Raw genomic sequence first — 12,547 nt, 5'->3', positions numbered from 1 at the left:
TCGAAACAGCCTTGACCAGCCGTTATGCGAGCTACATATGCAGGAACCTTTAAGTAAGAAGGCAGCGAAAACAGCGACGCCGGAGTACTCTCGTCCGCTAGACCACTTGGGTCTCCGTGGACTAGACCAAAAGAGCTGGCGACGGTATACAGAAGGGATCACGAAGTGACCCGCATCCGGAGCCGGGAAGGCAGAGCATGAGCAGCGACGTCAGCAGTGCGGAGACCGAGGGCGGGGCAGGTGTCCGTACCGCACGCGTGCCCAAGTACTACCGCCTGAAGAAGCACCTGCTCGACATGACGGAGACGCAGTCGCCCGGCACTCCCGTACCGCCCGAGCGCACCCTCGCCGCCGAGTTCGACACCTCGCGCACGACGGTGCGGCAGGCGCTGCAGGAGCTGGTGGTCGAGGGCCGGCTGGAGCGGATCCAGGGCAAGGGCACGTTCGTCGCGAAGCCGAAGGTCTCGCAGGCGCTCCAACTGACCTCGTACACCGAGGACATGCGCGCCCAGGGCCTGGAACCCACCTCGCAACTGCTGGACATCGGCTACATCACGGCCGACGACCGCCTCGCCGGGCTCCTGGACATCACGGCCGGCGGCCGGGTGCTCCGCATCGAACGCCTCCGCATGGCCAACGCCGAGCCGATGGCCATCGAGACGACCCACCTCTCCGCCAAGCGCTTCCCGGCCCTGCGCCGCTCCCTGGTGAAGTACACGTCCCTCTACACCGCCCTCGCCGAGGTCTACGACGTCCATCTCGCCGAGGCCGAGGAGACCATAGAGACCTCACTGGCCACCCCGCGCGAGGCGGGCCTGCTCGGCACGGACGTGGGCCTGCCGATGCTGATGCTCTCCCGCCACTCGTACGACAAGACGGGCGAGCCGGTGGAGTGGGTGCGGTCGGTGTACCGGGGGGACCGGTACAAGTTCGTGGCGCGGCTGAAGAGGCCCGCCGACTGAGCGGGCAGTAGGGCAGCACCGGAGGGGGCGCGGGGCTGTGTCCGATATGCGGATCCGCCGCTGACGCGCGGGTGCCGTCCCGGCGGGAGTTCGAGCGAATGCGGACGGACCGTCAGGAGCCGGATCCGCAGCAGGGATTCCGCTGCTGCTGACAGCGATGTCGGGCCGGCGCCCCACCGATGTCGCCCTGATGCCGCCTCGATGCAGCCCCGATGCCGGGCTTTCACGGAATCGACATACCGATATGCGGACGAGGTCTTCCGCTCTCGCAACACCGTGACCTAGATTGCCTGCGCATTACACAGGTGATCACAGATGATCAGTACAGGTGATCGGTGAGGGGACGGAACCGGTATGTCAGATGTGTCCGAAGCGAGACCACCAGTGGTGACACCGGTCCGCGTGGTCATCGCCCTCTGTCTCGTGGCGCCCTTCGTGGCGATGCTCTGGGTCGGCTCCTACGCGAAGACGGACCCGGCGTTCGGCGGCATCCCGTTCTTCTACTGGTACCAGATGCTGTGGGTGCTGATCTCGACGGCGCTGACGATGACGGCGTACAAGCTGTGGCAGCGTGACCAGCGCGCCCGTGCCTCGCAGAAGGGCGGTGCGTCGGAATGAAGCACGGCGTGAACGGCGTCGCACTAGGCGTCTTCATCTTCTTCTTCCTGGCCGTCACGGTCATGGGCTTCCTGGCCGCTCGCTGGCGCAAGGCCGAGAACGACCAGAGCCTCGACGAATGGGGCCTGGGCGGCAGGTCGTTCGGCACCTGGGTCACCTGGTTCCTGCTCGGCGGCGACCTGTACACGGCGTACACCTTCGTCGCCGTACCCGCGGCGATCTACGCGGCGGGCGCGGCGGGCTTCTTCGCGGTGCCCTACACGATCCTGGTGTATCCACTGATCTTCATGTTCCTGCCCCGCCTGTGGTCGGTCTCCCACAAGCACGGGTATGTCACGACCTCGGACTTCGTGCGCGGCCGCTTCGGCTCGAAGGGGCTGTCGCTGGCGGTGGCCGTGACCGGCATCCTGGCGACGATGCCGTACATCGCGCTGCAGCTGGTGGGCATCCAGGCCGTTCTCGACGTCATGGGCGTCGGCGGCAGCGCGAACTCCAACTGGTTCGTGAAGGACCTGCCGTTGCTGATCGCCTTCGGCGTGCTGGCGGCGTACACGTACTCGTCGGGCCTGCGCGCCCCCGCGCTGATCGCGTTCGTCAAGGACGCGCTGATCTACATCGTCATCGCCGTCGCCATCATCTACATCCCGATCAAGCTCGGCGGGTTCGACCACATCTTCGCCAAGGCGGGCGAGGCCTACAGCGCGACCAACCCGGCGACCGGGAAGCCGCGCGGGGCGCTGATTCCGGCCGACGCGAACCAGTGGACGTACGCCACGCTGGCGTTGGGCTCCGCGCTCGCGCTGTTCATGTACCCGCACTCCATCACGGCGACCCTCTCCTCCAAGAGCCGGAACGTGATCCGCCGCAACACCACGATCCTGCCGCTGTACTCGCTGATGCTGGGTCTGCTGGCCCTGCTGGGCTTCATGGCGATCGCGGCGGGTGTGAAGGTCACCAACGGTCAGCTGGCGATCCCGCAGCTGTTCGAGGACATGTTCCCGAGCTGGTTCGCGGGCGTGGCCTTCGCGGCGATCGGCATCGGCGCGCTCGTCCCCGCGGCCATCATGTCCATCGCGGCCGCGAACCTCTTCACCCGCAACATCTACAAGGACTTCATCAAGCCGGACGCGACCGCGGAACAGGAGACCAAGGTCTCCAAGCTGGTCTCGCTGCTGGTGAAGGTGGGCGCGCTGGTCTTCGTCCTGACCATGGACAAGACGGTCGCGATCAACTTCCAGCTGCTGGGCGGCATCTGGATCCTGCAGACCTTCCCGTCCCTGGTCGGCGGCCTGTTCACCCGCTGGTTCCACCGCTGGGCGCTGCTCGCCGGCTGGGCGGTCGGCATGGTCTACGGCACCCTCGCCGCCTACGGTGTCGCCTCGCCCACGCAGAAGCACTTCGGCGGCTCCAACGCGGCGATCCCCGGCATCGGCCAGATCGGCTACATCGGCCTCACGTCGTTCGTCCTGAACGTGGCCGTGGCCGTGGTGCTCACCTTCGTGCTGAAGGCGCTGAAGGCCCCCGAGGGCGTCGACGAGACGAAGCCGCAGGACTACACGGCGGACGCGGGCGACCCGGGCGTACAGGTGGAACTGCCGCCGGCGACCGCGGGGGCGTCCCACTAGCGGTTACGGCGATCAGCGGGCCGCCGGGGGAAATCCGGCGGCCCGCCGGCGTATCCGTCCGGCAGACTCAGGCCCATGGACATCGTGATCAGGCAGGCAGAACCCGGCGAGTACGAGGTCCTCGGCGAGATCACCGCCCAGGCCTATCTGCAGGACGGCCTGCTCACCTTCGGCGAAAGCGACTGGTATCTCGCCGAGTTGAGGGACGTCGCCAAGCGGGCGGCCGCCGCCGAGGTGCTGGTGGCCGACATGGGCGGCCGACCGATCGGCGGCGTCACCTACGTCCCCTCCGGCGGCCCCATGGCAGATCTGGCCGGCCCGGGAGAGGCGGAGATACGCATGCTGGCCGTCGACCGGGCAGCCCGCGGCCGAGGCGCCGGGGAAGCCCTCGTACGCGCCTGTGTCGACCTGGCAAGAGCCGCGGAGTGCACCGGCATCGTCCTGTGCACCCAGCCGGTCATGCACGCCGCCCACCGCATCTACGAACGCGCCGGCTTCGTCCGCGCCCCGGAGCGCGACTGGAAGCCGATCTCGGGCGACGAGTTCACGCTCATCGCCTATGAGTTGACGCTGTCAACGCCCCGGGGCCGGTCGACTGCACCCGCGTCGCCCCGACTCCCATGCTCTGGCACGGGTGTCGCGGGACGACCGGACACAGCACCGGCTCCGCCGGACACCTCCCAGCCGTGAGCGCGGGGGTTTCTCGCAAGGATCTGCTGAAGTCACCAGCGACACAACATATGGGGGTGCCGTCTCCACCGGGCACAAGATGTATGCTCATGCTCGCTGTCGCCGCAGGGGAATCCGGTGCGAATCCGGAACTGTCCCGCAACGGTGTACCCATGCGTGTTCGCACACATATGGGCGTCAGTCCGAGGACCTGCCGACAGCGCGCCCGGCCATCCGGCCCGGGTGCTCAGACGTCCGGGCCTCGTGGAGTGGGCCGGTGGACGCGACGCCGTGCGCGCTCGTGACTGCCCCCTGCCCTCCGCAAGGCCCCCGTGCCGAGCGAGGGAGAGCCTCACGTGACCATCGCGCCAGCAGACCCGGTTTCAGCGAACGCCGCCGTGGCCGACGACGGCCTGGGAGCCGCGCTGCTGCGGACCCTGACCAAGCTGACCGCCGACCTCCCCGACGCCGACCCCGGCCGGGTCGCCGCCGCCGCGCTGCGCGGCCGGTCCGCCCGCGCGGACGAGACGGAGCTGCGCGAACTTGCCACCGAGGCGGCCGCCGGCCTCATCTCGGAGGACCCCGCGTACAGCAGGCTGGCCGCCAGACTGCTCACGATCGGCATCGCCGCGGAGGCCGCCTCGCAGGGCGTCACGTCGTTCACCGAGTCGGTCGCCGTCGGCCACCGCGAGGGTCTGATCGCCGACCGAACCGCCGAGTTCGTGCGCGTCCACGCGGCCCGGCTCAACGCGTTGACCGACGCCCGAGGAGACGACCGCTTCGGCTACTTCGGCCTGCGCACGCTCCACAGCCGCTACCTCCTGCGGCACCCGATCACCCGCAAGGTCATCGAGACGCCCCAGCACTTCATGCTGCGGGTGGCGAGCGGACTGGCCGAGGACGCCACTTCCCGCTCGGTGGACGAGGTAGCCGCGCTCTACCGCCTGATGAGCCGCCTCGACTACCTCCCCTCCTCCCCCACCCTCTTCAACTCCGGCACCCGGCACCCCCAGATGTCGTCCTGCTACCTCCTCGACTCGCCGCTGGACGAGCTGGACTCCATCTACGACCGCTACCACCAGGTGGCCCGCCTCTCGAAGCACGCCGGCGGCATCGGGCTGTCGTACAGCCGGATCCGCGCCCGCGGCTCCCTCATCCGCGGCACCAACGGCCACTCCAACGGCATCGTCCCGTTCCTGAAGACCCTCGACGCCTCGGTCGCCGCCGTGAACCAGGGCGGCCGGCGCAAGGGTGCGGCCGCGGTGTACCTGGAGACCTGGCACTCCGACATCGAGGAGTTCCTGGAGCTGCGCGACAACACGGGTGAGGACGCCCGCCGTACGCACAACCTGAACCTCGCGCACTGGGTCCCGGACGAGTTCATGCGCCGTGTGGACGCCGACGAGCAGTGGAGCCTCTTCTCCCCCGCCGACGTACCGGAGTTGGTGGACATGTGGGGCGAGGAGTTCGAGACGGCCTACCGGAAAGCCGAGGCGGAGGGGCTGGCGCGCAGGACGATCCCCGCCCGCGACCTCTACGGCCGCATGATGCGCACCCTCGCCCAGACCGGCAACGGCTGGATGACCTTCAAGGACGCCGCCAACCGCACCGCCAACCAGACGGCCGAGCCGGGCCACGTCGTCCACTCCTCCAACCTCTGCACGGAGATCCTGGAGGTCACGGACGACGGCGAGACGGCTGTCTGCAACCTGGGGTCGGTCAACCTCGGCGCGTTCGTGGCCGGTCGGGACATCGACTGGGAACGGCTGGACGAGACGGTCCGCACGGCCGTGACCTTCCTGGACCGCGTGGTCGACATCAACTTCTACCCCACCGAGCAGGCAGGCCGGTCCAACGCCCGCTGGCGCCCCGTCGGCCTCGGCGCGATGGGTCTCCAGGACGTCTTCTTCAAGCTCCGCCTGCCGTTCGACTCACCGGAGGCCAAGGCCCTCTCCACCCGGATCGCCGAGCGCATCATGCTCGCCGCGTACGAGGCCTCCGCCGACCTGGCCGAGCGCAACGGTCCGCTGCCGGCCTGGGAGAAGACCCGGACGGCCCGCGGCATCCTGCATCCCGACCACTACGCGACCGAACTGACCTGGCCAAAGCGCTGGGCAGCCCTCCGGGAGCGCGTCGCCGCCGTCGGCATGCGCAACTCCCTCCTCCTCGCGATCGCCCCGACCGCCACCATCGCGTCGATCGCCGGCGTGTACGAGTGCATCGAGCCGCAGGTCTCCAACCTCTTCAAGCGCGAGACCCTCTCCGGCGAGTTCCTCCAGGTCAACTCGTACCTGGTGAAGGACCTCAAGGCGCTCGGCGTCTGGGACGCCCGCACCCGCGAGGCCCTGCGGGAGGCGAACGGCTCGGTGCAGGACTTCGCCTGGATCCCGGCCGACGTACGCGCCCTGTACCGCACGGCGTGGGAGATCCCGCAGCGCGGCCTGATCGACATGGCGGCGGCCCGCACGCCGTTCCTTGACCAGTCCCAGTCCCTGAACCTGTTCCTGGAGACGCCGACCATCGGCAAGCTCTCCTCCATGTACGCGTACGCCTGGAAACAGGGCCTGAAGACGACGTACTACCTGCGCTCCCGCCCGGCGACCCGCATCGCCCGCGCGGCCCGGGCGACGGCCACCGTCCCCGTCCAGCAGTCCGCCGACCCCGAGGCCGTCGCCTGCTCCCTGGAAAACCCCGAGTCCTGCGAGGCCTGCCAGTGATGACCAGCACCACCCGTTCCCAGAACCTTCTCGACCCGGGCTTCGAGCTGACCCTGCGCCCCATGCGCTACCCGGACTTCTACGAGCGCTACCGGGACGCCATCAAGAACACCTGGACCGTGGAGGAGGTCGACCTCCACTCGGACGTCGCCGACCTCGCCAAGCTGACGCCCGCCGAGCAGCACCTGATCGGCCGCCTGGTCGCCTTCTTCGCGACGGGCGACTCGATCGTGGCGAACAACCTGGTCCTGACCCTGTACAAGCACATCAACTCCCCCGAGGCACGGCTCTACCTGAGCCGCCAGCTGTTCGAGGAGGCGGTGCACGTCCAGTTCTATCTGACCCTTCTGGACACCTACCTCCCCGACCCGAAGGACCGCGCCGCCGCCTTCGCGGCCGTCGAGAACATCCCGTCCATCCGCGAGAAGGCCCAGTTCTGCTTCAAGTGGATGGACTCGGTCGACAAGCTCGACCGCCTGGAGTCGAAGGCCGACCGCCGTCGCTTCCTGCTCAACCTGATCTGCTTCGCGGCCTGCATCGAGGGCCTGTTCTTCTACGGGGCTTTCGCGTACGTGTACTGGTTCCGCAGCCGGGGCCTGCTGCACGGCCTGGCGACGGGCACCAACTGGGTGTTCCGGGACGAGACCATGCACATGTCCTTCGCGTTCGACGTGGTCGACACCGTCCGCAAGGAGGAGCCGGAGCTCTTCGACGACCAGCTCAAGCAGCAGGTGACGGACATGCTGAGGGAAGCCGTCGAGGCCGAGCTGCAGTTCGGGCGCGACCTGTGCGGTGACGGTCTGCCCGGTATGAACACCGAGTCGATGCGCCAGTACCTGGAGTGCGTCGCCGACCAGCGCCTCACCCGCCTCGGCTTCGCCCCGGTGTACGGCTCCGAGAACCCGTTCTCCTTCATGGAGTTGCAGGGCGTCCAGGAACTGACCAACTTCTTCGAACGCCGGCCTTCGGCGTACCAGGTCGCCGTGGAGGGCACGGTCGACCTCGACGAGGACTTCTAGCGCAAGGCCCTGGGACGGCCCATGGAGCTTCCATGGGCCGTCCATGGACTTGTTATGGAGCGGCAAAGTTCTTCCGGCCCATCTGTTCGGGGCTCCTCGCCTACCGCTACTTTCTGGCCGTCCTGCCATGTACACACAACACCGGCACAGGATGTTCGAAGTGTCATGCCCATGACGGCATCGCGCACCGCCGCCGCTACGCGCGTCACAGGCCTGCCACCCGCGTCGAGAACCCCACTCCAACGACGGAGGCAGTACCCCATGCGTGAGAAGTCCGGACGGAGTCTGCGAAGACTCCTGACCACCGTCATACCCGCCCTCGCCCTCGGCCTCGCCGGGCTGGTCGCGGCCCCGGCGCACGCGGCACCCGCGGTGTCCGCGTCCACCCACACCACCCGCACCGCCCAGAACGCCAAGGCCCTCACCTCCCCCGACCGGCAGACGTTCCACTCCACCGGCAAGGCCGGCCAGAAGGTGCCCACCCAGCACCTGTGCGCCACCGCCGTCCCCGGCCAGGCGGCCTGCTTCGCCCAGCGCCGTACCGACATCAAGCAGCGGCTGGCCTCCGCGGTCGCCGCCGCCGCGCCCTCCGGACTCAGCCCGGCCAACCTGCACAGCGCCTACAACCTGCCCTCGACGGGCGGATCCGGCCTGACGGTTGCTGTGGTCGACGCGTACAACGACCCCAACGCGGCCTCCGACCTGGCCACTTACCGCTCGACCTACGGCCTGTCGGCGTGCACGGTCGCCAGCGGCTGCTTCAAGCAGGTCAGTCAGACCGGTTCCACCACCTCGCTGCCCACCAACGACACCGGCTGGGCCGGCGAAGAGGCGCTGGACATCGACATGGTCAGCGCGGTCTGCCCGAACTGCAACATCATCCTCGTCGAGGCCAACTCGGCGACGGACGCCGACCTCGGCGCCGCCGAGAACGAGGCCGTGGCGCTCGGCGCCAAGTTCGTCTCCAACAGCTGGGGCGGCAGCGAGTCCTCGTCCCAGACCGGCGAGGACACCTCGTACTTCAAGCACCCGGGTGTCGCGATCACCGTCTCCGCCGGTGACTCCGCCTACGGCTCCGAGTACCCGGCGACCTCCCAGTACGTGACGGCAGTGGGCGGTACCGCCCTGTCCACGTCCTCCAACTCCCGCGGCTGGACCGAGTCCGTGTGGAAGACCAGCTCCACCGAGGGCACCGGCTCCGGCTGCTCCGCGTACGACCCGAAGCCGAGCTGGCAGACCGACAGCGGCTGCAGCAAGCGCATGGAGGCCGACGTCTCCGCCGTCGCCGACCCGGCCACCGGCGTGGCGGTGTACGACACCTACGGCGGCTCCGGCTGGGCCGTCTACGGCGGCACCAGCGCCTCGTCGCCGATCATCGCGGGCGTGTACGCGCTGGCCGGCACCCCCGGTTCCGGCGACTATCCGGCGAAGTACCCCTACAGCCACACGAGCAACCTGTACGACGTCACCAGCGGCAACAACGGCTCCTGCTCCACGGCGTACTTCTGCACCGCCGAGACCGGCTACGACGGCCCGACCGGCTGGGGCACCCCCAACGGCACCACCGCCTTCACGTCGGGCAGCACCTCCGGCAACACGGTGAGCGTCACCAACCCGGGCAGCCAGTCGACGACGACCGGCGGCTCGGTCAGCCTGCAGATCAGCGCGAGCGACAGCGCGGGCGCGACCCTGACCTACAGCGCGAGCGGCCTGCCGACCGGGCTGTCGATCAGCAGTTCCACCGGCCTGATCTCCGGTACGGCGTCCACCGCGGGCACCTACCAGGTCACCGTCACCGCCAAGGACTCGACCGGCGCCTCCGGCTCGACCTCCTTCAGCTGGACGGTCGGCTCCGGCGGCGGCACCTGCACCTCCTCGCAGCTCCTCGGCAACCCCGGCTTCGAGTCGGGCAACACCACCTGGACCGCGTCCAGCGGTGTCATCACCAACTCCAGCAGTGAGTCGGCGCACGCCGGTTCGTACTACGCCTGGCTGGACGGGTACGGCTCCTCGCACACCGACACGCTGTCCCAGTCGGTGACCGTGCCGAGCGGCTGCAAGGCCACCTTCACCTTCTACCTGCACATCGACACCGCGGAGACCGGCAGCACCGCGTACGACAAACTGACGGTCAGCGCCGGTTCGACCACCCTGGCGACGTACTCGAACCTCAACGCCGCCTCCGGCTACGCCCAGAAGTCCTTCGACCTGAGCTCGTACGCGGGCTCGACCGTCACCCTGAAGTTCAGCGGTGTCGAGGACTCCTCGCTCCAGACCAGCTTCGTCCTCGACGACACCGCCGTCACGACCAGCTGATCCCGATCGATCCTTTTTGACCCCGGGCCCCGGTCGCCGCCTTCGCGGCCGGGGCCCGGGTATGCGTCAGGAGTGGATCCGGATGCGCGCGTGACACGTCACACCGGAGAGGAGGCCCCCCATGCGCCGAACGATCCACCACACGACCCTCGCCCTCGCGGCACTCACCCTCGCCCTGGCCGGCTGCGGCAGCCAGACCGACAGCGGCAAGGGCGGAAACGGCAACGCCGTGTCGCCCTCCCCCACCCCCAAGAAGAGCCCCCCGGCCAGCCCGACACCCGGTCCCACGGGCGGCTGTACAACGGCATCGACGCTCGGCGCCGCCGACAGCGGCCGTACGGTCTGTCTGGCGGTGGGCGACACCGTCCGGATCAGCCTGGACGGAACCGCGAAGCGGCCCTGGAAGCCGGTCACCGCGAACGGCTCCGTCCTGAAGGCCGCCAACAGCGGCTTCGTCCTGCAGCCCGGCGATGCGAGCGCCGCCTTCAAGGCCGTGGCGGACGGGAAGACCCGGCTGCAGTCCACGCGGCCACTGTGCGCCAAACAGCCCGGCCAGGTCTCGTGCCTGGGGATTCAGGAGTGGTGGGTCACCGTGGTGGTGAAGTAGCGCTGCCGGCGGGCGGGACGCCCGGTGGGGCCGAGGTCCTCGGCCTCCCGGCGGGCCTGCTCGGCCTCGCGGATCTGCCGGGCGATGCGACGGTCGCGCGCGATACCGAGCACGGACGGGAGGACCAGGAGAACGAGGATGGCGAGAACGGTCAGCATTCCGATCAGTCCTTCGAGGTGTGCCGTATCCATGGACACCACTGTCGCGCCGATAGCTCCTGACAGACAGTGGCAGGACTGCCGTAGACCCTCGAAATGCTGCCAATGACGAGGCACACTGGACGGCATGCTGCAGAACGTCGCCGCCGTCGTCCTGGACGGCGTGAATCCCTTCGAACTGGCCGTCGTCTGCGAGGTGTTCGGCACCGACCGCAGCGACGACGGGCTGCCCGTCTACGACTTCGCGGTCGCCTCGGCCGAGGGGCCGGTGCTGAACACGCGCGCGGGCTTCTCCATGAACGTGGAGCACGGTCCGGAGCGGCTGGAGGAGGCCGACCTCATCGCGGTACCGGCCGGCGCCGGCTTCGCGACCCGGGAGTTCCCGCCCGAGCTGCTTGACTCGCTGCGGCGCGCGGCCGACCGGGGCGCCCGGATCCTCAGTGTCTGCTCCGGCGTCTTCGTGGTCGCCGCGGCCGGGCTGCTCGACGGCCGGCGCTGCGCCGTGCACTGGCACCACGCGGAGGAGCTGGCGCGGGCGTACCCGCGGCTGACGGTCGAGCCCGACGTCCTGTACGTCGACGAGGACCCGGTGATCACCTCCGCGGGCACCGCCGCCGGCATCGACGCCTGTCTGCACCTCGTGCGCAAGGAGCAGGGCCCGGAGGTCGCCAACAAGATCGCCCGGCGGATGGTGGTGCCGCCGCACCGGGACGGCGGGCAGGCCCAGTACATCGAGCGCCCGCTGCCCCGTTCGCACGGCGACACGGTCGCCGAGGTGCTGGTGTGGATGGAGCGGCACCTCGACGAGGACGTCACGGTCGAGCAGCTCGCCGACCGCGCCCACATGTCGCCGCGCACCTTCGCCCGCCGCTTCCAGCAGGAGACGGGGACGACTCCCTACCGCTGGATCCTGCGGCAACGCGTGCTGCTGGCCCAGCGGTTGCTGGAGGGGACGGACGAGACGGTGGACGCGATCGCGGGCCGGGCGGGCTTCGGCAACGCGGCCGCGCTGCGCCACCAGTTCGTCCAGGCGATCGGCACGACTCCGAACGCCTACCGCCGCACCTTCAGAGGACCCGAGGCGGCCGCCTGAGCGGCGCCGGGGTTTCTCAGTCGTTCGCGACGACGGGGTAGCGGGGCTCGTTCTCGGCCATCTGCCGCAGCGCGTCCTTGCGCTCGCGCTTGGACAGGCGGTCGATGTAGAGGTAGCCGTACAGGTGGTCCGTCTCGTGCTGCAGGCACCGGGCGAAGTAGCCGGTGCCGCGGACCTTGATCGGGTTGCCCTGCTCGTCCTGGCCGGTCACCTCGGCGTAGTCGGGGCGGGCGAGCGGCGCGTACGCGGTGGGCACGGACAGGCAGCCCTCGTTGCTGTCGTCCAGGCGACGCCGGTCGGCGGGCAGGTCGACCAGCTTGGGGTTGCAGACGACACCGACGTGCCGCCGGCCCTCGTCGTCGCCGCAGTCGTAGACGAAGACCTTCAGGTCGACGCCGATCTGGTTGGCGGCCAGGCCCACACCCTCGGCGGTGCGCTGCGAGGCGAACATGTCCGCGACCAGCTGCTGCAGCTCCTCGCCGAACTCGGTGACGTCCTTGCACTCCTTGTGCAGCACCGGGTTCCCGACGACGGTGATCGGCCGCGAGGTGCCCCGCTCACGCCAGGCGTTCTCGCGCTCCTCGGTCTCCTCGGTGTCGTTGACGAAGCCCTCGTCGTCCACGGGGAGCACGCCCACGTGCTGCTGATCGGTGTCCTGCTGCGCCATGCCGACGTATGCCTTCCTCAAAAACCGGGGGTTGCTGCGGATACAGGGTACGGGGAAGCGCCCCCATCAGGGGGGCGGGTCCGTGTCGATATGCGG

General features: G+C 69.2%; 10 protein-coding genes, 1 pseudogene and 1 riboswitch. Of the genes and pseudogenes, 9 read left to right on the top strand and 2 right to left on the bottom strand.

Annotated elements, in window-relative coordinates; translation table 11 throughout:
• Positions 1 to 197: 197 nt before the first annotated feature.
• The 8 genes and pseudogenes from LJ657_RS09280 to LJ657_RS09240 all read left to right on the top strand — a co-directional run bounded on the left by LJ657_RS09280 (position 198) and on the right by LJ657_RS09240 (position 10,533).
• A complete protein-coding gene (locus LJ657_RS09280) occupies positions 198 to 962 on the top strand; it encodes a GntR family transcriptional regulator (RefSeq protein WP_232647913.1) in 765 nt (254 codons plus the stop codon).
• Positions 963 to 1,316: 354 nt separating this feature from the next.
• Positions 1,317 to 1,580: a DUF3311 domain-containing protein gene (locus LJ657_RS09270; RefSeq protein ID WP_232647912.1), complete on the top strand. Its 264-nt coding sequence runs from the start codon at positions 1,317 to 1,319 to the stop codon at positions 1,578 to 1,580.
• The gene (gene mctP, locus LJ657_RS09265; protein WP_232647911.1) at positions 1,577 to 3,205 is read left to right on the top strand and encodes a monocarboxylate uptake permease MctP; all 1,629 of its coding nucleotides are present in this window, start codon (positions 1,577 to 1,579) and stop codon (positions 3,203 to 3,205) included. The genes LJ657_RS09270 and mctP overlap by 4 nt, the downstream gene beginning before the upstream one ends.
• Positions 3,206 to 3,280: 75 nt before the next feature.
• A pseudogene (locus LJ657_RS09260) lies at positions 3,281 to 3,778 on the top strand (GNAT family N-acetyltransferase); the annotation flags it as partial.
• Between the two features lie 200 nt (positions 3,779 to 3,978).
• Positions 3,979 to 4,107, top strand: a riboswitch (cobalamin riboswitch).
• A gap of 123 nt (positions 4,108 to 4,230) precedes the next feature.
• Positions 4,231 to 6,591, top strand: a complete 2,361-nt coding sequence (locus tag LJ657_RS09255) for a ribonucleoside-diphosphate reductase subunit alpha (RefSeq protein WP_232647910.1) — start codon at positions 4,231 to 4,233, stop codon at positions 6,589 to 6,591.
• Entirely contained in the window at positions 6,591 to 7,610 is a 1,020-nt protein-coding gene (locus LJ657_RS09250; RefSeq protein WP_232647909.1) for a ribonucleotide-diphosphate reductase subunit beta, read from the top strand. Before LJ657_RS09255 ends, LJ657_RS09250 begins: the two co-directional genes overlap by 1 nt.
• 261 nt (positions 7,611 to 7,871) lie before the next feature.
• Positions 7,872 to 9,926 carry a putative Ig domain-containing protein gene (locus tag LJ657_RS09245; protein WP_232647908.1) on the top strand — a complete coding sequence of 685 codons (2,055 nt, stop codon included), beginning with the start codon at positions 7,872 to 7,874 and terminating at the stop codon, positions 9,924 to 9,926.
• Positions 9,927 to 10,047: 121 nt separating this feature from the next.
• Complete coding sequence (locus LJ657_RS09240; protein WP_232647907.1) at positions 10,048 to 10,533, top strand: hypothetical protein; 486 nt, start codon at positions 10,048 to 10,050, stop codon at positions 10,531 to 10,533.
• Here LJ657_RS09240 and LJ657_RS09235 read toward each other — a convergent pair.
• Positions 10,500 to 10,724 carry a hypothetical protein gene (locus tag LJ657_RS09235; protein ID WP_232647906.1) on the bottom strand — a complete coding sequence of 75 codons (225 nt, stop codon included), beginning with the start codon at positions 10,722 to 10,724 and terminating at the stop codon, positions 10,500 to 10,502. The two genes, LJ657_RS09240 and LJ657_RS09235, sit on opposite strands and share 34 nt — an antisense overlap.
• A 94-nt stretch (positions 10,725 to 10,818) precedes the next feature.
• Here LJ657_RS09235 and LJ657_RS09230 point away from each other — a divergent pair, with 94 nt between their 5' ends.
• Positions 10,819 to 11,784, top strand: a complete 966-nt coding sequence (locus LJ657_RS09230) for a GlxA family transcriptional regulator (RefSeq protein WP_232647905.1) — start codon at positions 10,819 to 10,821, stop codon at positions 11,782 to 11,784.
• Positions 11,785 to 11,800: 16 nt separating this feature from the next.
• Here the strand turns inward: LJ657_RS09230 and def are convergent, their stop codons facing one another.
• Positions 11,801 to 12,451 carry a peptide deformylase gene (def, locus tag LJ657_RS09225; RefSeq protein WP_232647904.1) on the bottom strand — a complete coding sequence of 217 codons (651 nt, stop codon included), beginning with the start codon at positions 12,449 to 12,451 and terminating at the stop codon, positions 11,801 to 11,803.
• Between the last annotated feature and the right edge of the window lie 96 nt (positions 12,452 to 12,547).

Origin of the sequence: Streptomyces guryensis (genome assembly GCF_021261325.1) — a bacterium.
GTDB classification, from domain to species: domain Bacteria; phylum Actinomycetota; class Actinomycetes; order Streptomycetales; family Streptomycetaceae; genus Streptomyces; species Streptomyces guryensis.
The sequence above is the reverse complement of the archived record's forward strand: the minus strand, read 5'-3'. Positions and strand labels throughout refer to the sequence as shown.